Genomic DNA, 25,331 nt, shown 5'->3' with positions numbered 1-25,331 from the left:
GGAGTTCGCATGGTCTCCAGGGATTTCATCTGCCAGCTCGAAGGTTACGGCCTGACGACGGCCAGCATTCTGTACCGCCTGCCGGACCATCCCCACCTGCTCCAGACCTATGTCTGGCAGGAATACGATCTGGCGCCCCAGTTCCCGATCCTGCACGAGTTCCTGGATTTCTGGCAGCGGGAACTGGCCGGACCTCTCTACTCCGTGACGGTCAGCCACGCCCGCCTGATCCGGCCCGCCGAGTTCCGGGCCGTCGACGGGGAGATCAGCATCCATTGACGCGCTCCCCTGTCTTCAGGACGCTCCGCGCCGGCCGCGGGGCACGGAAAGCGCCGCCCGTCGACCCCGGCCTCTCGGTCCCCGGCCCCTGGTCTCTAGGCCTTTGGCCCCTTGGCCCCAGGGGCCATCTCGGGTAGAGAGGCGTGTCTTGAGCATCCTCGAACCTGCCGGGGCTCCTTGTTCTCCAACGCGCGTACCTCACAGGTCCTGTCCGCCCTGGCCTCCCAGCCGGGCGAGCGTCTCACCGTCCGCGACATCATGGGCGTGCTGCAGGACCGCGCCTTCGCGCTCCTCATCGTGCTGCTGGCGCTGCCGAACTGCCTGCCCATGCCGCCGCCGATTCCGCTCGTCTGCGGCCTCCTGCTGGCGCTGGTCGCCGTGCAGATCGTGTTCGGACGCCCGACGCCCTGGCTGCCGAACACGCTCCTCAACCGCTCCATCGCCGCCGTCGACGTGGAGCGGGCGGTCGGCCGGGCGCTGCCGATCTTCCGCCGTCTGGAGCGCTTCTCCCGCCCGCGCATGACCTTCCTCGACACGCCGTTCGCCATGCGGCTGATGGGGCTCGTCATCCTGGTGATGGCCTTCGGGCTCCTCTTCGCGCCCCCCTTCGTCGGCCAGATCCCCATGGGCCTCGCCGTCTGCCTCGTGGGCCTGGGCCTCGTGGAGCGGGACGGGGTGGTGGTGGTCTGCGGCCTCGTCGTCGGCGCTTTCGGCCTGACCCTGAGCCTCGGCTTCATCTACGCGGTCTTCTCGGGGCTCGAGACGCTGTTTTAGTCTGCCGCCGATCCGAGGATCGGCGCGGCGCCGACGACGACACATGCTCCGACGAGGGTCTTCCGATCCATGTCCGAAGCGTGGCGCATTCGTTGTTCCTTTTCGATTGGGGCCGCGACAGCGGAACCCATAGACACCGACTTGCTCAGGATTGAGCGCAGCCGCCCTCATGGCTTTCCGGTCTGCCGCCCCGATGGCTCCCGGTCGCTATGGATTCCGGGCTCGCAGCTCCGGTGCGCCCCGGAATGACGGTGGAGAGCTGTCCCGCGACAGGGAACGTCAGATCAGCTTCAGCCCTTTCAAGCTGGCATGGCCCTCGCGCCCCACGATGATGTGATCGTGGACCACGATGCCGAGGGGTTTCGCCACGTCGATGATCTCGCGGGTCATCCTGATGTCTGCGGCGGAGGGGGTCGGGTCCCCGCTGGGGTGGTTGTGGACCAGGATCAGGGCCGAGGCGGAGAGTTCGAGGGCGCGCTTGATCACCTCGCGCGGGTAGACCGGCGTGTGGTCCACGGTGCCGGACTGCTGCACCTCGTCGGCGATCAGGGCGTTGCGCTTGTCGAGGAAGAGGAGGCGGAACTGCTCCTTGTCCATGAAGGCCATGGCGGTGCGGCAATAGTCGATCACCGAGGCCCACGAGGACAGCACCGGCCGCTTCGCGACCTCGCCCTTGGCCAGCCGGCGGGCGGCAGCCTCCACGATCTTGAGATCGGTGACCACGTTCTCGCCGATCCCGTCCACCTCCATCAGCCGGGCGGGGGCGGCGGCGAGCACCTCGGCGAAGGTGCCGAAGCGCTTCAGGAGCTCTTTGGCGATGGGCTTCACGTCCCGGCGGGGAATGGAGCGGAACAGGACCAGCTCCAGGAGCTCGTAGTCCGGCAGGACGTCGCCCCCGACCTCCGAGAACCGGACGCGCAGCCGGTCCCGGTGGCCGTGATAATGGGGAGGGCTGTCCTCGCTCATGCCGTCCGCTCGCCTCGCGTGACAGAATCCAATCGAAACTCTGTTACGTTAAAAGCGGGATGGCGCGGCCGGTCAAGCGCAGCGGCGAGGGCGGGCTCAGACGTTGTAGGGCGGCTTGTCGTAGCCCTTGGGCGAAAGGGTGAAGATCTCGACCCCGGTCTCGGTCACGCCGACCGTGTGCTCGAACTGGGCGGAGAGGGACCGGTCCCGCGTGACGGCGGTCCAGCCGTCGGAGAGGACCTTCACCTGGGGACGGCCGAGGTTGATCATCGGCTCGATCGTGAACAGCATCCCGGGCTTCAATTCCACGTTGTAGGCCGGCTCCACGTAATGGAGAATGGTGGGCGAATCGTGGAACACCCGGCCGAGGCCGTGGCCGCAGAAGTCCCGCACCACGGAGCACCGCTCGGATTCCGCATAGGACTGGATCGCGGCCCCGATGTCGTTGGTGGTCGCGCCCGGGCGCACGGCGGCGATGCCGCGCATCATGGCCTCGTAGGTGATCTCGCACAGGCGCTGGGCCCGGCGGGGCACGTCGCCCACATAGAACATGCGGCTCGAATCGCCGTGCCAGCCGTCGAGGATGACGGTCATGTCGATGTTGACGATGTCGCCGTCGCGCAGGGGCTTCTCGTTCGGAATGCCGTGGCAGACGACGTGGTTGATCGAGGTGCAGATGGTCTTGGTATAGCCGCGGTAATGCAGGCACGCCGGGTAGGCGCCGTGGTCGCGGATGAACTCGAAGGACAGCTTGTCGAGGGCGTCCGTGGAGACGCCGGGCCTGACCTTGTCGACCAGCATGTCCAGGGCCTCGGCCGCCAGGCGCCCGGCGCGCCGCATCGCCTCGAAAGCCTCCGGGCCGTGGAGCGGGATCTCGGCGGCCCGCCTGCGTTCGGTGGTGTCGGTCTCGTTCATTCGCTGTTCCTGGATCGTGTCCCGAATGTAAGGATTGGCGCGTGCGACGCAAGCTGAGGAGAGCCGCGCGCTTGCGATTGACGCCCGAGGGTGTCATGACCACCCCGACTTTTCGGCATGATTTCCGGCCGGTCCTCCGGCCGCGACGAGCTTTGGGACGACATGAACGATCCACGCCCCTATGGCGCCTACGCGCCCTCCGGTCTGGCCAGCCTCGCCATCGCCGGGACCCGGCGCCTGCCGCACCGCTGGGCCACGCGCCGCATCGCCCTCATGCTGCGCCACCTCGTGCTGCGGTCCCTGAAGGGCGCGCCGGTGGACGTCGAGACCTTCGGCGTGAGGATGCGCCTGCACCCCTACAACAACGTCTGCGAGAAGCGGATTCTCTTCACCCCGCAGTACTTCGACCCGGCGGAGCTCGCGTTCCTCGCCTCCCGCATCCGGGAGGGGTTCACCTTCGTGGACGTGGGCTCGAATGTCGGCTGGTATGCGCTTTTCGTCGCAGCCCGGGCCGGCTCCAAGGCCCGGATCCTGGCGGTCGAGCCGCAGCCGGAGGTCTTCGACCGGCTCGCCTACAACATCCGCCAGAACCCCTTCGGCACCGTCAAGGCCGTGGCCTGCGCCGTGGCCGACAAGACCGGGGAGCTGACGCTCTTCCTGGATCCCAACAACCGGGGCGAGTCCAGCGTGAAGATCGTCAGTTCGAGCCAGACGGACGCCATCCGCGTTCCGGCCGTGACCCTGCTCGACCTGCTCGCCCGGGAGGGCTTCACTCATGTGGACGCCATGAAGCTCGACGTGGAGGGGGCCGAGGACCTGATCCTCGACCCGTTCTTCCGCGACGCGCCGGCGTCCCTCTACCCGTCCCTGTTCATCATCGAGGACGGCCGCGACCGCTGGCAGATCGACCTGCCGGCGCTCCTCGCCTCCAAGGGCTACCGGCCGGTCCTCCAGACCCGCATGAATCTCGTCTTCGAGCGCGGCGCGCCCCCGGCCGCCTGAGAGGCGCAGCCTGGGAAGAGCCGGCGGACCGCGCCGTCAGCGCGGCGTCACGATCTCCACCGGGCGGTCGATGGCGATCTCCTCGGGCGTGATCCGGCAGACATAGGCGTAGGACTCGACCCCCGCGGCGAGGGCATGGCGGAAGGCCCTGTCGTAGGCGGGGTCGATGTCCCGCGCCACGTCGAAGCGGGAGGCGCGCATCTGGATCACGTAGACCAGGGCGGCGCGGGCTCCGGAGGCGACCATGTCGGCAAGCTCGTAGAGGTGCTTGGCGCTGCGCGCCGCCACGCAGTCCGGGAACTCGGCGAAGTCCGCCTCGCGCATGAGGTGGCAGTTCTTGACCTCCAGATAGCAGGGCGGTGCGCCGTCCTTCTCCAGGAGGAAGTCGATGCGGCTGTTCCGGCCGTATTTCACCTCCGGCCGCACGCGGTCGTACCCCGCGAAGGGGGCGAGCCTCTTGTCGCGCAGGGCCTCCGCCACCAGGAGGTTGGGGCGGGAGGTGTTGATGCCGACGAGCTGGGCCGGCCCGCCCCCGGCCGCCACCTCCACGAATTCCCAGTTGTAGGCGAGCTTGCGCTTCGGGTTCGAGGCCCGGGACAGGAGAACCCGGGATCCGGGCTCCTTCAGGCCCAGCATGGCTCCCGGATTGGCGCAATGCGCCGTGACGCGCTCGCCGTCCGCGAGCGTCACGTCGGCGAGGAAGCGCTTGTAGCGCTCGACAAGGCGTCCTTCGATGAGGGGTTCGGGAAAGCGCATGGCGGTCCGCAGCAGGGAAAGGGCCTCCCTACAGGGGAGAACCCCGGCCGTCCACCGCCGCCTTGCTTGAGAAATGCCGCATCCGGCGCTAAACGCCCTCAAAAGGACCTTGCTCATGGCCGCTTCCGTCACCGCCGCTCTCCTCATCATCGGCGACGAGATCCTCTCGGGGCGCACGAAGGACAAGAACATCGGCTACGTGGCCGAGTACCTCACCGGCATCGGCATCGACCTGCGCGAGGTGCGCATCGTCCCCGACGAGGAGGAGGAGATCGTCGCGGCGGTGAACGCGCTGCGCAGCCGCTACACCTATCTCTTCACCACGGGCGGCATCGGCCCGACCCACGACGACATCACGGCGGACGCCGTGGCGAAGGCGTTCGGCGTCGGCATCCGCCACGATCCCCGGGCGGTGGCGATGCTCCAGGAGCGCTACCCGCCACACGAGCTGAACGAGGCGCGCATGCGCATGGCGCGCATCCCCGACGGGGCCGATCTCATCGACAACCCCATCTCCAAGGCTCCGGGCTTCCGGATCGGCAACGTCTTCGTCATGGCCGGGGTGCCGGCCATCATGCAGGTCATGCTCGACGCCATCGGGCCTACCCTCGAGACCGGGGACAGGATGATCTCCCGGATCGTCGAGGCGGAGGGCCTGGCGGAAGGTCATTACGCCGAAGGCCTCGCCGCCATCGCCGCGGCGGAGGGGCGCGTCTCCATCGGGTCCTATCCGTCCTTTTCCGCGAGCGGCTTCCGCAACCAGATCGTGGTGCGGGGCAAGGACGCCGCGGCGGTCGATGCGACCGTCCACGCGATCCGCGAACTGCTCGGCCGCCTCAGGGGCGACCGAAATCCCCTTTGATCCCGCTTCAACCTTCAAGCCTCAAGAGTGAGCCGATGTCCCCGACCTCCCCCAAAGCCTTCCCCGTCTCCTGGGACCAGTTTCATCGCGACGCCCGCGCCCTGGCCTGGCGCCTCGCGTCCGCAGGCCCCTTCGAAGCCATCGTCTGCATCACCCGCGGCGGCCTCGTTCCCGCGGCCATCGTCGCCCGCGAGCTCGACGTGCGGCTCATCGAGAGCGTCTGCATCGCGAGCTACCATGACTACAAGAACCAGGGCGAGCTGCGGGTCCTCAAGGACATCGCCCCCTCGATCAAGGCCATCGGCGACGGTTCCGGCCGGGGCGTCCTCGTGGTCGACGACCTGACCGACACGGGCAAGACCGCCAAGATCGTGCGCGATATGCTGCCGAACGCGCATTTCGCCACCGTGTACGCCAAACCCGCGGGCCGGCCCATGGTCGAGACCTTCGTGACGGAGGTGAGCCAGGACACCTGGATCTACTTCCCCTGGGACATGGGCCTCGCCTATCAGGCGCCGATCCGCGAAGGCTCGGCCGGCTGATCCGACAGGGCCGAGCGGAGGAGGAAGGGCCATGGCCGAGTTCGACATCGCATCGACGCGAAAGAGCCTGTTCTCCGCCCTCGTCGACGCCCGGGACCGCTTCGGCGGCGACAAGGTCGCCCTGGAGGACCTGGAGCGTCAGCCTGTCACCTTCGGCCGCCTCGTCCTCGCCGCCCTGCTGCTCGGCCGCAAGCTCGCCGGAGCCGCCGGGAAGGGCGAGACCGTCGGCGTGCTCCTGCCGAACGTGCAGGCCATCGCGGTCACGCTGTTCGGGCTCAACGCCTTCGGCCGGGTGCCCGCCTTCCTCAATTTCACGGCCGGCACGCGGAACCTCCTCGCCGCCTGCGAGGTCGGCCGGATCCGGACGATCGTCACTTCCCGCCGGTTCATCGAGCAGGGCAAGCTCGACGACGAGCTCGCAAGGCTCGGGGAGGGGCGCCGGATCCTCTACCTGGAGGATGTCCGCGGGACGATCACGAGCTTCGACAAGCTCAGGGCGCTGATCGAGAGCCTGTTCGCGCGGCGGATCCATGCCGCGTCCGGCGTGGAGCCCGACGATCCCGCCGTGGTGCTGTTCACCTCCGGCTCGGAGGGAAAGCCCAAGGGCGTCGTGCTGTCGAACGCCAATCTCGTCGCCAACGCCTACCAGGTGAAGGCCCATGCGGGCGACGTGCTGACGGCGGAGGACGTCTTCTTCAACCCGCTGCCGATCTTCCATTCCTTCGGCCTGACGGCGGGCCTCCTGACCGCCGTTCTCAACGGCATGAAGTCGGTGCTCTATCCGAGCCCGCTGCACTACCGGCAGGTGCCGAAGCTCGTGGCGGGAACGCGGGCGACGATCCTGCTCGCGACCGACACGTTCCTCCAGGGCTATGCTCGCGCGGCAGGCGAGGGCGACCTGGCGAGCGTGCGCTACGTCATCGCCGGGGCCGAGCGGGTGAAGGACGAGACGCGCGCGCTCTGGAGCCGGGTCGGCACGACGATCCTCGAAGGCTACGGGGCGACGGAATGCTCGCCCGTGGTGGCGGTGAACCTGCCCGACAGCAACCGCCCCGGAACCGTCGGCCGGTTCCTGCCCAGCATCGAATGGCGCCTCGAACCCGTGGAGGGCATTCACGAGGGCGGGCGGCTGTTCGTGCAGGGGCCCAACGTCATGAAGGGCTACCTCGACCCGGACGGCTCGGGGGCGGTCCTGCCGCCGAAGGACGGATGGCACGACATGGGCGACATCGTCTCCGTCGCGCCGGACGGCCTCGTGAGCATCCTCGGCCGGGCCAAGCGCTTCGCCAAGGCCTTTGCACATATTTAGAATACCGAAGGAAGCCTAAGTGCCTAGTTGACGTAGGCTTTTTCGGCTGTCACGCTTCCTTCTGCGAAGGAAGGCGCCTCGACGACACGCGGCTTTTCCCCTCGCAACTGCAGGAGGAAATGCTATGGCCGATATGACGGACGTGTCAGTGCAGTGGCAAGACCGGTACGGCCCAGAGTTGGTCCAAGCGGTCTCCCGAATGCCGTACGAAATGCGCTATGGGATCGTCCCTTTTCTCGAATGGCTTGCGGGATCCGCTCAGGACAGTCTGGCTGATAAAATTCGTCTTTGTCTGGCCAGCGGCTCGGATGAGGATGTCCGGAGCTTGTTTCCTGACGGGATGTCGCATGAAAGGGCTTTCGTTGATGTCCTCAATCAGTGGCGTGACGGGTTTCTAGCCTCCGAGGAGAGCCACCTCGCAAAAGGCACTCGGAAGCACCGTGCACACTACGTCCGGTATGCTCTTGAGACCCTGAGGGACCAAGGGTCCCGAGGGGTGCCCGAGGGTTTCAGCCGCAAATGGATTAGGGTGGGAGCGCCTGCTTGGGGCCAGTATCCCAGCTTGGGTGCAGCCGACTGGCCTGAGTTGGAAGGGTATGAGGGCTACGAGCGAGAGCGTCGCGCCATGGAACTGGTACGTTCGGCGTTCGTTTCGATGTTCCTTTATCACGAACAACTGTTCAACCTTGGTCAAAGCCTTCTTCGCGGGGATCCGGCATCCGAAGGCGGGGACGCGTCAGCCCGCGATGCCCTTCGTCGTGGGCTGATGGTTTACCGGGGAGTTGTGCGTGAGGCCGGCACCTTTAGTCTCTCCCGAAGGCTTGCCGAGACGATTCTGCCGCGCGACCCGGCACTCTGGCTGAGAGCCGGAAATTTCAGCACAGCAGGCATTTGGGACCAGGGTGCTGCGATTGATCTGACCTATCGCGGCTGCTTTGGCCCGTTGGCACCCGGGATGATCGGCGCTTTCGGCGTGCTCCTTTGTGACACCGGCTGGAACCTTCAACCAGCCCGCGACCTCGAACAGAACCCATTTGTCTTCCGCTCGGCCGAAAGCTCCTATATCGCTCAGCGATCTTTCATCGAGAGCTTCAAACGGCGGGCTGGACACCACGTGCTGGCTTATCTCGGCGAAGTCGACGTCCTTGATGGAGGACGGCTTTCCGTTGCTCTTGAGAATTGGAACCGTACGACGGAGGCCTGCGATCCCGCTCGCCAGTTCGACGGTTATGCTTGCCTTGAGACAGCAAGTGACGGGACTACGCCTACGGCGGCAGCAATTTTGGACCGCTACATGCGAATGGCTGATGCGCTTAGAGCCGAATTCGGACGTTATTCGAAGAGCCTTTTCGGGGACTGCTTCTGGATCTTCATCAATGGCAACAAGCAGCCGCGGACATATGCGTCCGACACGTGGGCGATGCCTCCTGCGATCTATCCCAAAGGCTCGGTGCTCGCGCGTCCCGGCTTCAACTTCAAGGCCATTCGCAAAACATATCTGATCCTACGGCGACAGGAAACCGGATCGATCGATGCTGTCAGGGTGGCGGCAGGGCATACCAGTTCATCGGTGCTCATGCCGCACTACCTGAATACGCCGCCCGTGAACGCTGAACTTGACGCCAGCATCCGGCAGTTCCAGGACGCGATGGAGGCAGTCGTCGTCCGCGAGCTTGATCAGGAGCAGGTTGCCCTGCAGCTCGACAAGCCAGCGTCGGAGCTCGTGCGCTTGCGCCGCACGGCCGACAAGGCGGGCATCACGGCTGCCCTCGGGCTCCTCGACGAGATCCCCGACGCTATCGGACCGGCTACTCCCGCACTGCGCTTCGAGCCGGACGACGAACGCCTCGGCGAACTCTACCTAATCCACCGGAAGCTGCGGGAAATGCAGGCGCACTATCCGAACCGGGCGCGCTTTCGGCTCGAATTCCTCCCGCTCCTTGCGCTGGTGAAGGCCATCGGCCGGGAACTGTTCCGCAAGCATCTCGGGCCGCGGTACTGGCGCGCCGCGCGCCGAGCTTCCTTGGCGCTGAGAGCCCAGCAGATCGCTTTGCCTAGCCTGGAGGATTGATATGGCCAGCGGATTCTGTCTTGCCGACCATGATCGGGTACTCCAGCAGAGCTACGGCCGCCCGAAATGGCTGGTCGCAACCAAGCCCAATGTGACCTCGGACGAGGAGTGCACAGCGGACGCGACCGACCTGCGCCACAACTACTGGATCATCAGGAGCGCAGATCCCGACAAGGTCCTGAACCCGGACATTCCCTTGGATTTCGCCCAGCCGCTGGACTTTGATGGTGTTCTCCTCACCGACGAGCCTCTTGCACGTGATCTCCTTACGGCGAAGATCCTGGCGATCGAGATGATGCGCGGGCAGTACATGTCCGTGGACACCGCCAGGACGCTCGCAGGCAAGCTGCGGCACCTATTCTGGATCATCCGCTGGCGTTTGGCACTGGGTCTCACCGAGATGCGACAGATCACACTATCGCTGTTCGAGGACTACTGTGATCGTCTGCGACAGGGGGTGGTGGCCCTCGTGCCAATGGAAGACCGGCTCCGTCGGCTTGAGGCGCAACTTCAAAATGGGGAGTGGTCCTGGCCGACTTACCTGCATCAGGACAGAGAAAAAATCGACTTCGACGCGGTGGCTGCGAAGCTCGGCATACCCCGACAAATGATAATCTCGCCTTGGATGCATGAGCGTCTCACGGCCGTGATCATGCGCTCCAATCCGGAGCTGTATTATCCTCAAGTCAGGGGTCCACGACCTGCCCAGCAGGACGACTGTAGCGATGCTTCTTCCAGGATGCCGCAGCTTGCCGTCGCAACGGCGACGGCCATACTGATCACGTGGAACAAGTTGGCTTACCTGTCAGAGATCGGCCTGCTCTCCCACGATCCGCTCGGGTTCGATCCGTTCGCAAACGTCAGCCTAACAGCGCGAGCCAGACAGATCGGGAGCGACCTTGGTGCCAGGGACGGCAGGACCGGCACACCGGGACCTGAGCAATGGCTCGCCCTGCTCGATGGCGCAGCCCGGTGGGTCCTGGATTTCTCGGGTCCCATCCTGACGATCTGCAAGCTTGCGCGCGACGTGCGCGATAGGCAGGGCAAGGTCCGCAGAGCGAACAGCACGGCGGTGTTCAGGCGGGCTGTCGAGGGCATCATCAACGAACACCTTCCTCCTAGCCGCCCAGGCGTGCCGCGTCTCGTGCCGCAATGGCGGCGAGCAGGGTACACCAATCCGGTTTATGCCGATGGGATGATGCTGGAGGAGGCGCTCGGCCATTTGATCACCGCGTGCCTGGTCCTGATCGGCGGGCTTTCGGCACGGCGGCGGGACGAGCTGCGCAGCCTCCAGGCTGGCTGCACCGCGAAGGACCCGTTCGGAAACTGGTGGCTGTCGAGCTACATCGAGAAGACGATCCGCGACATCGAGCAGATCCCCGTCCCTGCCATGGTGGCCGTGGCCGTTCGGGTCCTGGAGGAACTCAGCCAGTCAGCGCGGGAACGCACCGGCAAGAATTGGCTCGTGAAGATCCACAGGCCCTCGCTGGCGCAGGTCAGCGATGATAATCAAGGTCGCGACTATATCGAGACCGCCCTCCGCTTCACGCTGAACGACTTCGCGGAGGTCGTCGGGGCGAGCAGGCCGAAGGACGGTGTCGCCTGGAAGTTCGCACCGCACCAGCTGCGCCGCGCGTTCTCCGTGTATTATTACCACGGAAACCGCTTCTCATCCCTCGACGCGTTGAGCCGCTTCCTCCGGCATTTCGATCCCGAGATGACCCGGCGGTACATCACGGAGGCGATCCCTGGTGCGCTGACCCGGCTGCGGGAGGTGATCGACGCGCGGGTAAAAGTCGCGGAGGAGATGGAACAGCCAGGGCAGGACGCCGTCCTCACGTCGGCCCGGGCGGCGCTGGCCAGCCTTGAGGAGCAGGCGCGCGAGCACGAAAACGTGCGGCAGGACGCGTTCGTCGAGCGCGCTTTGGACATGTACGACGGGGCCGAGAGCCCCATCGGCCTCGGCGCGGCGGCGCTCTACGACGAGTTGGAGAGGCTGGTCGAGAGCGCGCGCCGCACCGTGATGATCAGCGGCCAGTCGAACCTCTCGCCGGACCGGGAACGCGAGGCGCTGATCCGGCTGCTGCGCGACGTAGCTCCCAACAGGTACATCGAGCCGCATCCGGGTCGGCACGCCCATTGCGGCTGCCGGCCCGGCGACCCGTCCGACCTGGCGGACGCCGTCTGCCTCCGCAACAAAGCCGGGGAGAGCGGGCCGGACGGCGACTATCGGCCGGACTATGCCTTCGCATCGACCGAGGATTGCCTCGCATGCCGCCATTGCGTCGCGTTCGGCGAGAACGTGACGGTTATCAACCGCAGGGTCGACCGGATCGCTGCCGCCGCCAAGAAGGCGCCCACGGAGCCCAGCCGCGTGGCGGCGAAGGCCAAGCTCGAATCGCTCAAGGCGAAGGTCGCCGCCGCGAAGGCGGCCGTGCAGGGAAAGCACCGGGGGTGACCATGAGCAGGAGCGAGTCACCTGAGGAGAAACAGCGCCGGGTCCTGGAGGCGTTCCGGGCCAAGGTCGAGATCCTGGAAGGTTGGGCGGCAGAAGGGGTGCCGGAGGGCAGCGAAATTCCCAAGACTCATGCGGCGCTGCGTCGTTGGGGAGGGCCTGACGGAACTCTCGCCCAGTGGTCCGACCCCCTGATCGACCGGCCGAACGTAGGGAAGTATCCGGATCTCACCGAACGGTACCAACAGGCGCTACGAAACATCGAGCTGCGGTTGAGGAAGTCCAAGCGCGGGCGGCTGGGCGACCTGGAGGCCGCGCTGGCGGTCCTGCGGCGCGAGAACGATGCCCTTCGGGCCCAGAACGCATCCTTGATCGGCCTCCTCGACCAGCGTGAGCGCCGGATCGTTCTCCTAGAGGATCTGGCGAGGGCCCATAAATTACCGGTCCCGCCGCCTGTCGCAGCGACGTCGTCCAAGTCCCATCGATAAGTTCAGGATTGACGGCGTAGCGGCGGTGCCGCTGAAAGGTCTGATCAAAGAGATTGGCGAGCAACGATCACTCACCTTTGCGGGTGAGGCGCCGAAACAGAAGGTGTTTTATGGCGAGATAGAGCAGCATCTCGGCAGTTTCGACGAAGCGCTCATAGCCTTAGTCGGTGCATGCCTCATGACCTTAGGACAAGGTCAAGTATCTGATCCTCGACCGCAGTGATCCAAGCGCCGGGCGGTCGTGTCAGGACGTGCAGTCGCTCACGCAATAGCAGTCGCGGCCGGAGTGCTTGGCCCGGTACAGCGCTGCGTCCGCTTGGGAGAGGAGAGTATCCGGATCGGGCAGGGCATCAGGTGACGCAGTGGCAATGCCTATGCTGGCAGTCACTAGCCCTCCGATTCCGTCCGGGTGGGGGATCGCCGCGCTCACGAGCGCCTGTCGGACCATGCCAGCGACCTCGACGGCTCCGGCCGCATCGGTGTCGGGCAGGATCAGCGCGAACTCCTCGCCGCCGTAACGGGCGGCGACGTCGTCTGGCCGGCGTGCCGCCGCGCCGAGGATAGTGCCGAAGCGGCGCAGCGCCTCATCGCCCGCCTGATGCCCGAGCGTGTCGTTGAGGCGCTTGAAATGGTCCAAGTCGAGAAGCAGCAGGGAAAGGTGTGCTCGTGTCCGCCGGGCCCGGCGGACCGCCCGGTCCAGCGCCGCGTCGAAGCCTCGCCGGTTTGCGAGGCCCGTCAGCGGACAAGTCTCGGCGAGGCGGGCGAGCTCGCGGTTGCGCCGGAACAGCTCCAGCTCGTCCATAGCGATGGCCGCGAGATCGCTAAGAGGCTCAAGGTCGACCGCTGAGGGATCCTGCGCCTCCCGCTTGAGCACACAGAGTGAGGCCACCGCCGCGCCGTCCTCCGTCAACAGCGGAACCCCGGCGTAGAAGCGGAACGGAAGGTGAGGGACGATCGGGTGTCCTTCGAGCCGAGGGTCCGACTGCATGTCGCCGAAAACGAGCGGTCGACCGGTCGCGATCATGATCTGGCACACGCTCTTGTCCCGCTCGATCCAGGGGGCAACACCATCGGAGGTCGCTGACTTCATCCATTGGTACCGATCGTCGACGAAGCCGAGGAAGGCGACATCTGCGCCGTAGAACCGGGCGGCAAGGCGCGTCAGCCGGTCGAAGCGCTCGTCCTTGGGCGTGTCCAGGATCCCGCAGGAGAAAAGAAACTCGAGCCGCGCGGCCTCGTTGGCCGGCGGCGGGGGTACGACGAACATCCAAAGTCCTCCCGAGAACTGGCCCCAAGCGAAGCGACCTTGGTATTCCAGAGCGGCAGCGAATCCTAGATCCTGGATTTATGCAGGGGCGAGGGGCTCCACGGAGGAGGGTGGCGCAAGCCCGTGCTTCCTCGCCAGGTCAAGCTGCTTCTTCACCGACGATGCCGACCACTGGCGGCCGCCGCGAGGGGTCCGCTCGTGCATGCGCTCCAGCTGCGCTGCAATATCGCGGAGGGAGAGCCTCGGATCGGCCATGGCGATGCCGGCCACGAGGCTCATGAGGCGGTGCTGCGGGCCCTTGCGGGAGGCGGGCTTGAGCAGGGCAGGGTCGGCCATGTGTTGGGACACCATCTTGCCTACCGCGCGCCGCAGCCGGTCCACCGTCCATGACTGGCCAGAGGCCTTGAGGGCGTGCACCACGTCCTCCCAGGGATGGTGCGGCCGCATCCGCCGCACCGTCGGCATCCACTGGTCCGAGGTGGCGACGAGGTGGTCGACGTAGACCTTCTCGCGGGCGAGGGCGATCTTGCGGATGGCCTCCGGCCGGCGCTCGCGCATGCCGGGGTTGCCGGGCAGGCGGCCGCGTGCCTTGGCGGCTGCGATCCCGGCCTTGGTGCGCTCCGCGATCAGCGAGCGTTCGAGCTGCGCTACCGCGCCGAGCACCTGCAGGGAGAACATGCCTTGCGGCGTCGAGGTATCGATTGGGTCGCGTAGGGACCGGAAATGCGCCTTCTTGGCTTCCAGCGTCTCGATCACCTCGAGGAGGTGACTGACGGAGCGCGCTAGGCGGTCCAGGCGCACCACGACCAGGACCTCGCCCGGCTTGATGTCGCGGATGAGCCGCGCCAGGACGGGGCGGGCCCTGCTCGCGCCCGAGCCGTGCTCCTGGTGGATCACCTCGCAGCCGGCCGCACGCAGCTCGTCGAGCTGGGCGTCGTGCGCCTGGTCCTCCGTGGAGACACGGGCGTAACCGATGAGGCGGGCTTTCGGGGCGGAAGGGGCCATGGGCGGGGCTCCGGGAGGCTGCTTTGCTCCCTTTGTACACTTGCCCCAGGGATGAGCAACTGGCCAGTTGGAAACCCGATTGAAACCCTGTGCGGCCCCCAAGCCATGACGGGATGCCGGAAAAGCAAAAGGCCCCTGGCCGGAGCCTGGAGCCTTTGAAATCCCCGCGTTCGCGGGGGAAAACCGCCTGTTCGGCAGTTGGCTAAGAGGGGAGATCCCTCAGTACGCCCCACATCCGCGGGGAAGGACCGCTTGTGCAGAGCTCCATTGATATGGGGCAGCGCGACACCGCCGTCAAGTTTGCGTCGAGAAACAGCACGCCGCAGCGTAGCAAAGTCTTGCTTAGCTTCGAATTTGAACGCTATATTCCCAGAAAATCAGCAGGTTAGTCGACCGGGGCAGGGGCATGTTCGAGAGCAGGGGGCGCTATGACGACGAGGACTTCGCGCCGCTCGTGCCGAAGACCTACGACCTGCCGGACCTGCCGTGGTCCCTGGCCGGAAAACTGGAGCGGACCTCGATTGCTGTCACGCACCTGGACGCGCGGCTGGCGGCTTCCGGCCTGGCGGCCGGCTGGCAGTCCCGCTGCGACATGGTCGAGGCGACCCGCGCCCTCATCCTGGACGGCCACTTCGTCGACATCGGAGACGTGGTCCTCCATGACGCGGGCATGGACGTGCGCAGCCCGACTCACGAGCTTACCCGCGCAGCGGCCGCCCTTCGGGCCCGGCGCATGGCGCTCGCCCGCAAAGCTCCCTGGCCGCTGTCGATAGACGGTCTCTCGGCCCTGCGTGGATTAACGCTCCCCTCCGGACTCGCGAAACCGCTAGGGAAGGGCATGGGGGCCCAGGCCGACTATGAACCAGACCATGACGACGAGGATCCCCTGGCAGGCCACTTCGCCGAGATCGACGCGATCCTGGCCCGGACCAGCAAGACGCTCGCGGGCGAGACGCCGCTTCCGAAGCGTCGCTCGCACCTGGTCTACGATCCGGAGATCGATGAGGCCGAGAACGAGGACCTCTGGCTTGATGTGGTGAAGCGCACCGAGCAGTGGCCTGCGATCGCGGCAGCCGCCATCACCTGGGACGCCTGGACGGCGCTCGGCATGTATCCGCGCCAGCCTTGGCTCGGCCTCATCATGGCCGGGTCGATCCTGCGGGCGAGGGGGCTGACCACGCACCTCCTGCCGCTCGTCTCCGGCTACAAGGCCTCACGGTACCGGCTGCAGGGCGGGGAAGGGGGAGTCGAGAAGGTCGAGGCCTTCGCCCGGATCGTCGACGAGGCAGTCAGCCAAGGCGAGAAGGACCTGCAGCGGCTGATCCTGGCGCGTGAGACGATGATGCGCCGGGCGAAGGACTGCCGCAGCAACTCGCGCCTGCCGCAGCTGATCGACCTATTCTTGTCCCGGCCGCTCGTGTCGGTGGCAATCGCCTCCAAGCTGATCGGGGTCACGCCGAAGGCGGTCGACCTGATGTTGGCGCAGCTCGGCGGTGCTCTACCGAGGGAGCTTACGGGACGCCGACGTTATCGGGCGTGGGGCATCGTATAAGGAATGCCGCACCGCAGGCAGCCTGCCCCGACACGGAGCCAAGGGCAGGTACCGGCTGCTAAGCAGACTTCCACACGGCCACGCTTAACGGCTCAGATTGACCCAGAGCTGACTCTAGCTGTTCCAACACAGTTTGCGTCTGCCACGGTTCTGCAATTCCCGCTCTGCGAAACTCCGCGTTCGCTTGCGGTCTATTCCTCGGGCTCAGGCAGGGGCTGTGCCAAGCCGCCCGCAACACCGATGCCGGTGTGGGGCTGGCTGATCTTGATCGCGGAGGGAAGCACCGAGACCGGAGTTTCAGCAGGTGTCCCGGCCTGGTCTGGCGGCAGCACCGTCCGCACGGCGGCCACTAAATCGGCTGGCCTGTAAGGCTTGGCAATGAACAGCGCGCCTGAGGGAAGCACCTTCGGCCCAGGTGCCATTCTGCCTGACGTCACCACAATCCCGATATGAGGCCATGCCTGCTTCACCACGCGGGCCAAGGTGAAGCCATCCAGGGAGCCGGGCATTTCCACATCGGTCACAAGGACCCGAACGTCGGCTGTTGCCTCAAGCACCGTCAGGGCTTCATCGGCATTGACCACCTCGATGACTTTGAAGCTGCCTTCTTCCCGGAGCACATCCGCAGCCAGCATGCGAACGAGAGCCTCGTCCTCCACAAGGAGGACGACCACCGGCTGCTGGCTGTCTTGATTGGTGTTCATGGCCAACCCTTTTCCCTCGTCTGCACTCAGACAGGAGTGCTGGGGCGCTCAGGGCTGGGTGGCGTTAAGCCAAATCCGGCCGGAAGAAAACCGGCGGCTGGAACCCGTTATATTCCTCAATCCCGCTACAGGATAGCGCAATCATGCCGCGGCCCAAGAGGAGTTCCAGACATGGGCTTTTGCGACCTACGCGGCCTTGCGCATCAGGATTGGCTCAACCCAGGCTCCGGCCTCTTCGGGCGTCTTGAACAGGGGCGCGTGCTGGCTGTTGCACTTGCCGAACCCGGCTTCCAGGTGCCACCATCCCTTGTGCTCCGGGTCATGGTGCGTCCCGTCAAGGCGGACAAACACGGCGGCAAGCTGATTATCTGCAAGGACAAGGTGGCCTTCAGTGTCATAGCCATCGATGAGCACGCGCATAGGAAGAAATGAGATGTCGTGGGGCAAGCCTTCGCCTTCCATGTTGGGAGGGCGAAAGGTCAGTGCCAAGTGGCCGGACACCCTGAGAAGAAGTTCTCATGATATACCAATTTTCTTGGCATGACTAAACATGAGTTTGTCTGCTGTCGTGCAAGTGGTATTCGGCAAATCAATGCCATGCCGATAGATAAGCTTTGGCAAATAAAGTTATTACGATAAAGTTATTTCCGCATAATAACATAAATCAGTGAGGGGCATCCATTTGTGTGCCATAGTGGCTTCATTGTCAGCAACCGAGCCTAGGCGCTGATACCTGAGAGATACGACGTGCTCCCGCCTGCAACCGAGGGAGTGCCATCGTGTCCTCATCGTTTCACCCTGACTACAATCCGATGATCCGCAAGCTGGAGAGCGTCTTCACGCTCACCGATGACGAGCGGCAGGCGCTTGAGACCCTGCCGATGCAGGTCCAGGTGATCAAGGCCGACCAGGATGTGGTGCGCGAGGGCGACCGTCCGTCCCGGTCCTGCCTGATCCTCAGCGGCTTCGCCTGCACCTACAAGATGACAGCGCAAGGCAAGCGCCAGATCGTCTCCTTCAACCTGCCCGGCGACATTCCCGACCTGCAGAGCCTGCACCTGAAGGTGCTGGACAACAGCATCAGCACCATCAGCCAGTGCCGGGTGGGGTTCATCACCCATGAGACCCTGTGGGACCTCTGTATCCGCCATCCCCGCATCGCAGCCGCCTTCTGGCGTGAGACCCTGATCGATGCGTCGATCTTCCGGGAATGGGTGTTGAACGTCGGGCGGCGCGAAGGCATCAGCCGCATGGCCCATGTGCTGTGCGAGCTGGTGGTGCGCCTCAGAGCGGTGGACCTCGTCGAGGACCATGCCTGCGACCTGCCGATCACCCAGGGCGAGTTCGCCGATGCGCTCGGCTTCACCACGGTTCACGTCAACCGGGTGCTTCAGCAGATGCGAGCTGAGGGACTGATCGAGCTGAGCGGTGACCGTCTGAACATTCCTGACTGGGACAGGTTGAAGCAGATGGGCGAGTTCGACCCGACCTACCTGCACCTGGAGAGCGATCAGGCCGCCGCATGAGCCTCACTTTCAGCCCATCCGCGTAGCGACGGGGTTCGACGAGGACGGCACGCTGGTCTTTGACGAGGAGCAGCGGCTGGTGGCGGTGCTGACCCATCTCGTGGATGAGAACAGGTGGCTGCGGGGCAGTGGTACCTGGAGGCAGGCTTTGGCCGGCTGGACGGGATCAGCCATCCGATCTTCTCCAACCTGGACATGGCCAAGGATTGGATGGCGCAGCGCCTCACAAGGGGGCAGTAAGCGGCTTCCGCTCGAATTCGCTTTGGCGCACAGACCTACCGGCCGAGTTCATCTCGTGGTCCGCCGTTTTGGACAATCGTGGGGTCGGTGGCCACCATGGGCATGCGGGTTGCCTCGACTGCAGCGATGAACGAGCCGCCGTCGCGTTGGAAGGCACTCACCCGCTCTTCGGCTCATCCTTGAAGGATGTCAGCAGGTCTTGGAGGAAGCCTCAATAGGTTTCGCTCCCGTTGCGGCCCAGCTACGATGCCCGCTTGCCGCCGGATGGTTTAGGCGGAACGTTGCCCTTGCCTTGGCTCACGAAGGGAGAGGCCGGAATCGGGTTCTTGGGCTTTTCCTGCTTCGGCTTCTTTGCTTCGCGGTTGCCGCGCTTTTCGCCTCTGGCCATCGATTGTCTCCGTTGTCAGTCAGGATTTGGGAATAATCGGCTCAGTCGTGGGGTGGCTTGTCGAGCAGATGATCGAAATCGGCCAGCACCCGGTCGATGAGCCTGCGGCGACGCAGATCGGCTGCGTCCAAATTCCGCGCAAGCAGACCCAGCAGATAGCGCGCCTTCTCGACAGCCTCCGGCCAGTCGGTGGCGGGTGCTGCCGCAAGCAGATCTTCGAGTTCCGCCTGTCTTGCGTGGAGGGCTGCCTGGTCGGCTTCGACCTCGGATCGCAGACGACGCAGGTCGGTGGCTTTCTGAGCCGCCATGCCGCGATGCGCATCAAGATTGGTTGGTTGATCAACCATGGTGAGTCTCCTTCTGCGGGTTGAGAGGCGGAACTGTTGCGAGCGATGGGATCTAATCCATGCATTCACCTCCGCACCGGTCATCGTCAGGTTCGCTCCGTGAGCAGCCGCGCCAGCGTCTTGGCTTGCTGAGCACTCCCGCCCATAGGCTCGGGCGTCACGAGGTGCCACGTATGTGCTCGAAGCGCCCAGGCAACGTCGGAGAGGCTGCCGAGCGGCTCGTGCGGCCACGCTGGCTCGCCTGATGGCGTGAGGATCATAAACTGTCGTGAGGCCTTCATGCCGACGCGCGCGACGTACAGGATCTCATCGTCCCGGCGAAGCACCGCGACAGGATCGTAGATCTGTGATCCGTGGAAGAAGGCCTCACCATCGGTCAAATGACTGACGCCTTGGCCGAGATCTCGCTTTCGCGCACGGCGCGCTCACCAAAGCCGGACGACTTGATGCGATACGAGACTTCACCGGTCTGATCTGCCGGCATGAGACGCGTCACCTCGTAGATGCCGCTTGCACTTGCGCGCTTGTCCCAGATCCGCGGATGGGTGATGCGGACCAACTGATGAACCTGATACTTATGGGACATTCATCCCTCCTGAAGCGTAGCTGTTGTGGGGCAGGGGGTAACCGCTGCTGGCTGATAGCCGGTACGAACGAAAAAGCCGCTCCCAGATGGGAGCGGCTTCAAGGCTTAGCGGCGCAGGTTTGTATCCTGTGCCCATCATCAGAGATTAGGCCATCTCGATGTTGTTGACGGCGATCTTGCCGGAGCGGCGGTCTTCCGCCGTGTCGAAGGCAACCTTTTGGCCTTCGACGAGGCCGCGCATGCCGGCGCGCTCAAGAGCGGTGGCATGGACGAACACGTCCTTGCTGCCATCATTCGGCTGGATGAAGCCGAAGCCCTTCATGTCATTGTAGAATTTTACAGTGCCCATAACCATTGGGGTAACCTTTCGCGATTGATGCAGATGCACGTGAGCGAAGACGTGCATCTGCACGGCCTCAACTCGGTTCGTCGATGTAATGGTAAGAAAGTCCGAACGTGCGCCTGGAAATACCAAAAGCGAAACGACCCGATTGTCCGGCCAAAATCCGATAAGAACTATATAGGTCTAAACGCTAATAATAACAAGTGCCTTGGATATCTAGTTTTTATTCAGGCAAAACTTCTCTGTGAGTGAGCGGAAGGTCGTCCTGTGCATGCGCTAAAGCGAAGGGAATTCGTCACAGGGCTGAGCCACATACTGTCCCTCATCATGGATGTCGTACTTGTGCGCGAATTTGCGTGCCGCGCGAGCAGCTTCTGCCTTTCCCGTATCTTGCGCAGGAAGGTCAGGTCTTGATGCTGTGGACGGCTCCCGCCCAGCGGTGAGGTAGCATGGCTGCTGTGAGTAGCCAGCGACACAGGAGCAGCCCATGGGCACGGTCACCACCATTGGTCTGGATATCGTCAAGTCCATCTTCCAGGTGCACGGCATCAGCGCCACCGGCGAGGTGCTGATCCGACGTCAGATCGAGCGAGGGCAGGTGCTCAAATGATTTGCCTCTTTGCCGCACAACCTGATTGGCATCACGGCCTGTGCCTCTCGGCCCATCACTGGTTACGTGAAGCTTCAGGAAACTTCCGCACACGACCGGCCCGGAGAGGCGGGGACGGCCTCGTTTGGTCAGGTCGCGCAACTCTGCTGTGACATATTGGTCCGAACCAGCCTCGGCCTGACGCGTTACTCGCCCAACTGAAGCTGACCTTCAAGGGCTGCTGTGAACATCCAGGGGCATACCCGGTCCGACATCACGGAGCACGGCAGGAGCCGCATCCTTGCCGCTCTCCCCCAAGACGTCTTGTCCGCTCTGATGGAGCGGGCAGGCATCGTCCCGTTGGCTCGTGGCCGGATCCTGCAAGAGGTGGGCGAGCCTGTGCGAGAAGCCTTGTTCCCGCACAGCGGCGTCATCGCCCTCATCTCGCCGATGCGGGACGGTCGCGGCGTCGAAACCGCGGCCGTCGGCCCGGAGGGCTACCTTGGCTTCTGGGCTGTCCTGGGCAGCGACGACCGGGCGCTCTGCCGCGCCGTCGTTAAGGAGCCAGGGACCGCAACCCGCCTGTCGATCGACAGCCTCCTGGCGATCAGCCGCGAGTATCCGCCGCTCAGCGACCTGCTGCTGCGGTTCAGCAAAGTGCTCCTCACGCAGTCCATCCAAGCGGCCGCGTGTAACGATCTCCATACGCTCGAGGCCCGTTGCGCCCGCTGTCTGCTCCACGCGCATGACCGCGTCGACCAGAACGATGCGGTCCAGATGTCCCAGGCTCGCCTCGCTTTCATGCTGGGCGTGCGCCGGCAATCCTTGAGCGCGGTGACCAGATCCCTGCAGGCACGCGGCATCGTCCGGCTGGAGCCAGGATGCATCAGGGTGCTCAACCGAGCCAGCCTCGAGGCGAGCTCCTGTGAATGCTACGGAGTCGTGCGCGAGGCCTACCGCACCATCTTGCCGGCTGCGGGCTAGAACATCGTGCGGAAACGTGGATCCGGTTTTCCGCGAAGAACGATGCTCTCTTCTTAAAGAGGCGGCATCGGATGGACCCCAAAAGCACAAGTCCACTTTTGGGTCCGATGCTTTAGAGGATAGCCCATGTTGGCCCTCCGCTACCGCGTGAGGTTCTCGACCGGCATGGTCAGACGTACAGTCAATCCCGCTTCGTCCCAGTCCTGTTCGATGCGGGCACCAAGCCGCCCGGTCGCACCGCGATGGGCGAGCACGGTCCCAAAGCCCCGGTGGGCTGGCGGTCCCTGAACCGTTGGACCGCCACGTTCCTGCCAAGTCAGCCGGAATTGATCGTCTGGCAGGAGTTCGCCTCTGATGGCGACGTATCCTTCCGGACGCGAGAGGCTGCCGTACTTGACGGCGTTGGTTGCAAGCTCGTGGATGATGAGCGCCAGTGCGGTGCCCGCCCCGGCACCGACCGGAGCGTCGTCGCCTGCAATCGCCAGCCTGGCATCATCCGATGAACTGTCCGACGAGCTTTGGCCATCCTGCTCGTGCATGTAGGGATGGGCGAGAATACGCAGGAGACCCAGGACCGTCCGGCTCGCTGGGTCGGCTTCGTTCAACGGGCTGTGCGGCTGGATGTACGCGTGCGCATGCGCGAGGCTGTTCAGGCGCTGCACCAGGGCGGTCGCAAAGGGCCTGACGGCTTCGTCCTTCCGGGACGCGAGGGCCACAAGGCTGGTAACCACAGCGAAGATGTTCTTGATCCGGTGCGACAGCTCGCGGCTGATCAGCTCCCGCTGCTCCTCCGACGTCTTGAGGTCGTGGATATCCGTGCAGGTCCCGAACCAGCGCTCGATGGTGCCGTCCGGATTCCGGATCGGCAGCGCGCGGCCGAGGGTCCAACGGTACTCGCCGTCATGCCGACGCAGCCGGTACTCGATTTCATACGGCTCGCCGGTTGCGAGCGATTGCCGCCACCTCTCCCAGGCGCGGGCTTGGTCGTCAGGGTGGAACATGCCGTTCCACGCCTCGCCGTCAGTCGAGCCGTAGGGGACGCCGGTGAACTCATACCAGCGGTCGTTGTAATAATCATGGTATCCGTCCGGCCGCGCCGACCAGACCATCTGCGGCATGGTGTTGAGGATCGCCTCAAGGCGCGCCCTGTCCGTCACCATCCCGGCCGGGGACTGATCCTCCCGTGAGTGAGCCCGGATCGTCCCTGCAAGGCAAGGCTGGTGCGTCCGATCCCGATGATCGCTCGCTTCAGGCAAAATCACTTTCCCGGCAGCGATCACCCGGACCACGCCATCGGACTTGGAACGCAGCAACCGAAAGCTCTCTTTGAAACGTGCTCCCGTGCCATCGCTGAGGAGGGCGCGCACCCGGTTGCGAACCCGCTCCCGATCCTCCGGATGTACGTGGGCTAGGAGGGTACCCCCCGCCAAGGGCCAAGGATGGTCGTAGCGGCCGGATTGGCCAAGCAGGATTTCCCGGAACGCTGTGTTGCCGTCGAGAGCGTCGGCGACGGGATCGAACCACCACAAGCCCACCTCTGCTGCGTCCGCGGCCAAAACAAGCAGATTCCCTTCGGGAAGCGCATCGTCGCTTCTAGAGCGGAGAGGTCTCGCAGCGGATAGGTTATGGTTCATCGTGCTTGGGGCACCTGGAGCGGGGTCTCAGAAGTTGGTGGATCTAAGGGCGATGGCAGCCCCGCATCAGCCGTCGGGCGCGATGAGGATGCTTTGCGGTTTGACCTCGGGCAGAACGCGGTCGAAGTGCTGCTTGACCGCGGAGTGGCATTCACAGGCCGCGCCTTCCAGGCGGGCCCGGTCCAGGATGACGATCTGGCCCCGCGCATACCGGATCAGGCCGCGCGCCCGCAGGGCCCGCGCCACCGACGTGACCGTGGTGCGCTGGACCCCAAGCATTTCGGCCAGGGCCTCCTGCGTCAGCGGGATTTCGGCGCTATTGACCCGGTCCTGGGTCGTGAGCAGCCATCGGCAGCAGCGTGCCTCGAGCGAATGCAGCGCATTGCATGCCACCGACTGGATGATCTGGGCCAGGAGAGCGTCGGCGTACCGGCTGAACAGGTCGCGCAGGGTGGCCGAGCGTTCCTTGGCGTCCTCCAGCCGGGAGGTCTCGATCCGAAGAGCCGGGCCTGGGATCTGGACTTCGGCTCGGGTGAAGGCCGGCTTGTAGCCTGAAGACACGATGCCGCCGAGGGCCCCCTCGCGCCCGACGGTTGCGGCCTCGGCAGCCCGCCCGCTCTGCATCACCACGACAAAGGATGCCATCGTGCTGGCGCAGGGAAAGTAGGTGCGCGTGACGTCGTCGCCCGGCTCGAACAGCACTTCACCCTGGTACAGGGTCACGGCTTCGAGATACGGGTCGAGCAGCGCCCGGTCCCTGGGCTGCAGCGAGGCCAGGAGGCGGTTGCTGACCAGATGGTGCCCGACGGATGCGTTGCTCTCCGTGGGGCGGGTCAAAGGTTGTTTCATCAGGGTCCCCATCCCGTGGCCGGGGCAGTCTCGGCGCTGCCCTTCCTCGGACCCACAGGGTGCAGCGTGGCACTGTGTCAGAAAACGTCACGCTTGTCCGTCGAGTACTCGACTTAGCCAGTCGGAAATCGCATCAGATTAATGACCGCTGAGGCAGATGTAAAACCATGTACGGGCTGAAGCGCTCGCCGGGCCAGATCCGGCTCGTTGAGGCCATCGTTCAGTAGAACGACACCTGGCGGCGTTCTATGAGAGGCATCTCGAATGCGGCCTGAAGCCCCTCAGGCTCAAAGGCGATCTCAACTCCTGCCGAGCATTGCTTCGGCAAGACCTCTTGCAGCAAAACCAAGCCGAAGCCCCGATGCGCCGGGGGCCGAACCAACGGGCCATCGTGCTCGCGCCAAGTCAGGCGAAGCTTGCGGCCGTGAGGTGCGGCAAACACGTCCCACGCCACTGACACACCTCCCGTCCGAACGGATAGGGCCCCGTGGAGCACCGCATTCACTGACAACTCGTGCAGCGCCATGCTGAAGGGGATGGCCAAGTCAGCCGAGAGGTCGACTCGCGGTCCCGTCAAGCTGACCCGGGGATGCTTGCCGCGTAAGTGTGCCTTGAGCTGGGCCTTGAGGATGGCCTCCAGCGAAGCGGTCTGCCAGTAGTCCCCGCTCAATTTCGGCGTTACTCCCAACCATGCGATTGCTCGTCGACGACGGGGAGATCGTCAGGCAAGCACAGCCGACATGCTCTCCGACCTCGGCTACGCGGTGGTCGAGGCCCGCTCCCCGAGCAGGCCTGGACGCTTGTCGAGGGTGGGCTCGTGCCTGACGTGGTCATCACGGACCATCTGATGCCAGGCATGACAGGCACGGACCTCGCGCGGGTTCTGAAGGAGGGCGGC

29 protein-coding genes are annotated in these 25,331 nt (G+C 64.8%); 16 read left to right on the top strand and 13 right to left on the bottom strand.

Annotated elements, in window-relative coordinates:
* The first annotated feature begins 9 nt into the window (after positions 1 to 9).
* Together GDR74_RS12400 and GDR74_RS12395 are read left to right on the top strand one after the other, a co-directional pair.
* Positions 10 to 279, top strand: coding sequence for an usg protein (locus GDR74_RS12400; protein ID WP_152586591.1), 270 nt, complete (start codon positions 10 to 12; stop codon positions 277 to 279).
* Between the two features lie 177 nt (positions 280 to 456).
* Complete coding sequence (locus GDR74_RS12395) at positions 457 to 1,053, top strand: exopolysaccharide biosynthesis protein (protein ID WP_152586590.1); 597 nt, start codon at positions 457 to 459, stop codon at positions 1,051 to 1,053.
* 279 nt (positions 1,054 to 1,332) lie between these two features.
* Here GDR74_RS12395 and radC read toward each other — a convergent pair whose 3' ends face one another.
* On the bottom strand, positions 1,333 to 2,019 hold the full coding sequence (gene radC / locus GDR74_RS12390; RefSeq protein ID WP_152586589.1) for a RadC family protein: 687 nt from the start codon (positions 2,017 to 2,019) through the stop codon (positions 1,333 to 1,335).
* A 96-nt stretch (positions 2,020 to 2,115) separates the two neighbouring features.
* On the bottom strand, positions 2,116 to 2,934 hold the full coding sequence (gene map, locus GDR74_RS12385) for a type I methionyl aminopeptidase (RefSeq protein WP_152586588.1): 819 nt from the start codon (positions 2,932 to 2,934) through the stop codon (positions 2,116 to 2,118).
* 162 nt (positions 2,935 to 3,096) lie between these two features.
* On the opposite strand from map, the gene GDR74_RS12380 reads away from it, so the two are divergent.
* Positions 3,097 to 3,936 carry an FkbM family methyltransferase gene (locus GDR74_RS12380; protein WP_152586587.1) on the top strand — a complete coding sequence of 280 codons (840 nt, stop codon included), beginning with the start codon at positions 3,097 to 3,099 and terminating at the stop codon, positions 3,934 to 3,936.
* Positions 3,937 to 3,972: 36 nt separating this feature from the next.
* Here GDR74_RS12380 and sfsA read toward each other — a convergent pair whose 3' ends face one another.
* On the bottom strand, positions 3,973 to 4,692 hold the full coding sequence (sfsA, locus tag GDR74_RS12375) for a DNA/RNA nuclease SfsA (RefSeq protein ID WP_152586586.1): 720 nt from the start codon (positions 4,690 to 4,692) through the stop codon (positions 3,973 to 3,975).
* A gap of 115 nt (positions 4,693 to 4,807) precedes the next feature.
* On the opposite strand from sfsA, the gene GDR74_RS12370 reads away from it, so the two are divergent.
* The 7 genes from GDR74_RS12370 to GDR74_RS12340 all read left to right on the top strand — a co-directional run bounded on the left by GDR74_RS12370 (position 4,808) and on the right by GDR74_RS12340 (position 12,642).
* Positions 4,808 to 5,554: a competence/damage-inducible protein A gene (locus GDR74_RS12370; RefSeq protein ID WP_152586585.1), complete on the top strand. Its 747-nt coding sequence runs from the start codon at positions 4,808 to 4,810 to the stop codon at positions 5,552 to 5,554.
* A 35-nt stretch (positions 5,555 to 5,589) separates the two neighbouring features.
* Positions 5,590 to 6,096, top strand: a complete 507-nt coding sequence (gene gpt / locus GDR74_RS12365; protein WP_152586584.1) for a xanthine phosphoribosyltransferase — start codon at positions 5,590 to 5,592, stop codon at positions 6,094 to 6,096.
* A 31-nt stretch (positions 6,097 to 6,127) separates the two neighbouring features.
* On the top strand, positions 6,128 to 7,405 hold the full coding sequence (locus GDR74_RS12360) for an AMP-binding protein (RefSeq protein ID WP_246179408.1): 1,278 nt from the start codon (positions 6,128 to 6,130) through the stop codon (positions 7,403 to 7,405).
* A 625-nt stretch (positions 7,406 to 8,030) separates the two neighbouring features.
* Positions 8,031 to 9,476, top strand: coding sequence for a hypothetical protein (locus GDR74_RS12355; RefSeq protein ID WP_152586583.1), 1,446 nt, complete (start codon positions 8,031 to 8,033; stop codon positions 9,474 to 9,476).
* Between the two features lies 1 nt (position 9,477).
* Positions 9,478 to 11,934 carry a site-specific integrase gene (locus tag GDR74_RS12350; protein ID WP_152586582.1) on the top strand — a complete coding sequence of 819 codons (2,457 nt, stop codon included), beginning with the start codon at positions 9,478 to 9,480 and terminating at the stop codon, positions 11,932 to 11,934.
* 2 nt (positions 11,935 to 11,936) lie between these two features.
* Positions 11,937 to 12,419, top strand: coding sequence for a hypothetical protein (locus GDR74_RS12345; RefSeq protein ID WP_152586581.1), 483 nt, complete (start codon positions 11,937 to 11,939; stop codon positions 12,417 to 12,419).
* Positions 12,420 to 12,444: 25 nt separating this feature from the next.
* On the top strand, positions 12,445 to 12,642 hold the full coding sequence (locus tag GDR74_RS12340) for a hypothetical protein (RefSeq protein ID WP_152586580.1): 198 nt from the start codon (positions 12,445 to 12,447) through the stop codon (positions 12,640 to 12,642).
* Positions 12,643 to 12,663: 21 nt separating this feature from the next.
* Here GDR74_RS12340 and GDR74_RS12335 read toward each other — a convergent pair whose 3' ends face one another.
* Positions 12,664 to 13,686: a sensor domain-containing diguanylate cyclase gene (locus GDR74_RS12335; protein WP_152586579.1), complete on the bottom strand. Its 1,023-nt coding sequence runs from the start codon at positions 13,684 to 13,686 to the stop codon at positions 12,664 to 12,666.
* A 78-nt stretch (positions 13,687 to 13,764) separates the two neighbouring features.
* On the bottom strand, positions 13,765 to 14,691 hold the full coding sequence (locus tag GDR74_RS12330) for a recombinase family protein (protein ID WP_152586578.1): 927 nt from the start codon (positions 14,689 to 14,691) through the stop codon (positions 13,765 to 13,767).
* A 406-nt stretch (positions 14,692 to 15,097) separates the two neighbouring features.
* Here GDR74_RS12330 and GDR74_RS12325 point away from each other — a divergent pair, with 406 nt between their 5' ends.
* A complete protein-coding gene (locus GDR74_RS12325; protein WP_246179405.1) occupies positions 15,098 to 16,243 on the top strand; it encodes an RHE_PE00001 family protein in 1,146 nt (381 codons plus the stop codon).
* Positions 16,244 to 16,434: 191 nt separating this feature from the next.
* On the opposite strand, the gene GDR74_RS12320 is transcribed toward GDR74_RS12325, so the two are convergent.
* Positions 16,435 to 16,947 carry a response regulator gene (locus tag GDR74_RS12320; protein ID WP_152586577.1) on the bottom strand — a complete coding sequence of 171 codons (513 nt, stop codon included), beginning with the start codon at positions 16,945 to 16,947 and terminating at the stop codon, positions 16,435 to 16,437.
* A 171-nt stretch (positions 16,948 to 17,118) separates the two neighbouring features.
* Here GDR74_RS12320 and GDR74_RS12315 point away from each other — a divergent pair, with 171 nt between their 5' ends.
* From GDR74_RS12315 to GDR74_RS18535, 3 genes are all read left to right on the top strand, one after another.
* A complete protein-coding gene (locus GDR74_RS12315) occupies positions 17,119 to 17,379 on the top strand; it encodes a hypothetical protein (RefSeq protein ID WP_152586576.1) in 261 nt (86 codons plus the stop codon).
* Between the two features lie 347 nt (positions 17,380 to 17,726).
* Positions 17,727 to 18,473: a Crp/Fnr family transcriptional regulator gene (locus GDR74_RS12310; protein ID WP_246179404.1), complete on the top strand. Its 747-nt coding sequence runs from the start codon at positions 17,727 to 17,729 to the stop codon at positions 18,471 to 18,473.
* 114 nt (positions 18,474 to 18,587) lie between these two features.
* On the top strand, positions 18,588 to 18,713 hold the full coding sequence (locus GDR74_RS18535) for a hypothetical protein (RefSeq protein WP_281349020.1): 126 nt from the start codon (positions 18,588 to 18,590) through the stop codon (positions 18,711 to 18,713).
* 429 nt (positions 18,714 to 19,142) lie between these two features.
* Here GDR74_RS18535 and GDR74_RS12305 read toward each other — a convergent pair whose 3' ends face one another.
* The 4 genes from GDR74_RS12305 to GDR74_RS12290 all read right to left on the bottom strand — a co-directional run bounded on the left by GDR74_RS12305 (position 19,143) and on the right by GDR74_RS12290 (position 20,389).
* A complete protein-coding gene (locus tag GDR74_RS12305) occupies positions 19,143 to 19,448 on the bottom strand; it encodes a hypothetical protein (protein ID WP_152586575.1) in 306 nt (101 codons plus the stop codon).
* A gap of 86 nt (positions 19,449 to 19,534) precedes the next feature.
* Complete coding sequence (locus GDR74_RS12300; protein ID WP_152586574.1) at positions 19,535 to 19,828, bottom strand: hypothetical protein; 294 nt, start codon at positions 19,826 to 19,828, stop codon at positions 19,535 to 19,537.
* Entirely contained in the window at positions 19,825 to 20,034 is a 210-nt protein-coding gene (locus GDR74_RS12295; protein ID WP_152586573.1) for a hypothetical protein, read from the bottom strand. Before GDR74_RS12295 ends, GDR74_RS12300 begins: the two co-directional genes overlap by 4 nt.
* A gap of 145 nt (positions 20,035 to 20,179) precedes the next feature.
* Positions 20,180 to 20,389 (bottom strand): cold-shock protein, encoded by a 210-nt coding sequence (locus GDR74_RS12290; RefSeq protein WP_152587753.1) that lies wholly within the window; start codon positions 20,387 to 20,389, stop codon positions 20,180 to 20,182.
* Positions 20,390 to 20,864: 475 nt separating this feature from the next.
* Between GDR74_RS12290 and GDR74_RS18530 the strand changes: the two genes are divergently transcribed.
* Together GDR74_RS18530 and GDR74_RS12285 are read left to right on the top strand one after the other, a co-directional pair.
* Positions 20,865 to 20,987, top strand: coding sequence for a hypothetical protein (locus GDR74_RS18530; protein ID WP_281349019.1), 123 nt, complete (start codon positions 20,865 to 20,867; stop codon positions 20,985 to 20,987).
* Between the two features lie 303 nt (positions 20,988 to 21,290).
* Positions 21,291 to 21,950, top strand: a complete 660-nt coding sequence (locus GDR74_RS12285) for a Crp/Fnr family transcriptional regulator (protein WP_152586572.1) — start codon at positions 21,291 to 21,293, stop codon at positions 21,948 to 21,950.
* A 140-nt stretch (positions 21,951 to 22,090) separates the two neighbouring features.
* Here GDR74_RS12285 and GDR74_RS12280 read toward each other — a convergent pair whose 3' ends face one another.
* The 3 genes from GDR74_RS12280 to GDR74_RS12270 form a co-directional block, all read right to left on the bottom strand.
* Positions 22,091 to 23,479 (bottom strand): PAS domain-containing protein, encoded by a 1,389-nt coding sequence (locus GDR74_RS12280; RefSeq protein ID WP_246179402.1) that lies wholly within the window; start codon positions 23,477 to 23,479, stop codon positions 22,091 to 22,093.
* Positions 23,480 to 23,650: 171 nt separating this feature from the next.
* On the bottom strand, positions 23,651 to 24,433 hold the full coding sequence (locus GDR74_RS12275) for a Crp/Fnr family transcriptional regulator (protein ID WP_152586570.1): 783 nt from the start codon (positions 24,431 to 24,433) through the stop codon (positions 23,651 to 23,653).
* A gap of 220 nt (positions 24,434 to 24,653) precedes the next feature.
* Positions 24,654 to 25,103: a hypothetical protein gene (locus GDR74_RS12270; protein ID WP_152586569.1), complete on the bottom strand. Its 450-nt coding sequence runs from the start codon at positions 25,101 to 25,103 to the stop codon at positions 24,654 to 24,656.
* Between the last annotated feature and the right edge of the window lie 228 nt (positions 25,104 to 25,331).

The sequence above is a fragment of the Microvirga thermotolerans genome, assembly GCF_009363855.1.
In the GTDB taxonomy this organism is placed as follows: domain Bacteria; phylum Pseudomonadota; class Alphaproteobacteria; order Rhizobiales; family Beijerinckiaceae; genus Microvirga; species Microvirga thermotolerans.
Note: the sequence above shows the minus strand (reverse complement) of the source record. Positions and strands in the feature narration are given on the sequence as shown.

Coding starts and splice junctions, on each gene's coding strand:
- GDR74_RS12400 (WP_152586591.1), top strand. CDS start 10: ATGGTCTCCAGGGATTTCATCTGCCAGCTCGAAGGTTACGGCCTGACG.
- radC (WP_152586589.1), bottom strand. CDS start 2,019: ATGAGCGAGGACAGCCCTCCCCATTATCACGGCCACCGGGACCGGCTG.
- map (WP_152586588.1), bottom strand. CDS start 2,934: ATGAACGAGACCGACACCACCGAACGCAGGCGGGCCGCCGAGATCCCG.
- GDR74_RS12380 (WP_152586587.1), top strand. CDS start 3,097: ATGAACGATCCACGCCCCTATGGCGCCTACGCGCCCTCCGGTCTGGCC.
- sfsA (WP_152586586.1), bottom strand. CDS start 4,692: ATGCGCTTTCCCGAACCCCTCATCGAAGGACGCCTTGTCGAGCGCTAC.
- GDR74_RS12370 (WP_152586585.1), top strand. CDS start 4,808: ATGGCCGCTTCCGTCACCGCCGCTCTCCTCATCATCGGCGACGAGATC.
- gpt (WP_152586584.1), top strand. CDS start 5,590: ATGTCCCCGACCTCCCCCAAAGCCTTCCCCGTCTCCTGGGACCAGTTT.
- GDR74_RS12360 (WP_246179408.1), top strand. CDS start 6,128: ATGGCCGAGTTCGACATCGCATCGACGCGAAAGAGCCTGTTCTCCGCC.
- GDR74_RS12355 (WP_152586583.1), top strand. CDS start 8,031: ATGGAACTGGTACGTTCGGCGTTCGTTTCGATGTTCCTTTATCACGAA.
- GDR74_RS12350 (WP_152586582.1), top strand. CDS start 9,478: ATGGCCAGCGGATTCTGTCTTGCCGACCATGATCGGGTACTCCAGCAG.
- GDR74_RS12345 (WP_152586581.1), top strand. CDS start 11,937: ATGAGCAGGAGCGAGTCACCTGAGGAGAAACAGCGCCGGGTCCTGGAG.
- GDR74_RS12335 (WP_152586579.1), bottom strand. CDS start 13,686: ATGTTCGTCGTACCCCCGCCGCCGGCCAACGAGGCCGCGCGGCTCGAG.
- GDR74_RS12330 (WP_152586578.1), bottom strand. CDS start 14,691: ATGGCCCCTTCCGCCCCGAAAGCCCGCCTCATCGGTTACGCCCGTGTC.
- GDR74_RS12325 (WP_246179405.1), top strand. CDS start 15,098: ATGTTCGAGAGCAGGGGGCGCTATGACGACGAGGACTTCGCGCCGCTC.
- GDR74_RS12320 (WP_152586577.1), bottom strand. CDS start 16,947: ATGAACACCAATCAAGACAGCCAGCAGCCGGTGGTCGTCCTCCTTGTG.
- GDR74_RS12315 (WP_152586576.1), top strand. CDS start 17,119: ATGGGCTTTTGCGACCTACGCGGCCTTGCGCATCAGGATTGGCTCAAC.
- GDR74_RS12305 (WP_152586575.1), bottom strand. CDS start 19,448: ATGGTTGATCAACCAACCAATCTTGATGCGCATCGCGGCATGGCGGCT.
- GDR74_RS12295 (WP_152586573.1), bottom strand. CDS start 20,034: ATGTCCCATAAGTATCAGGTTCATCAGTTGGTCCGCATCACCCATCCG.
- GDR74_RS12290 (WP_152587753.1), bottom strand. CDS start 20,389: ATGGTTATGGGCACTGTAAAATTCTACAATGACATGAAGGGCTTCGGC.
- GDR74_RS18530 (WP_281349019.1), top strand. CDS start 20,865: ATGGGCACGGTCACCACCATTGGTCTGGATATCGTCAAGTCCATCTTC.
- GDR74_RS12275 (WP_152586570.1), bottom strand. CDS start 24,433: ATGAAACAACCTTTGACCCGCCCCACGGAGAGCAACGCATCCGTCGGG.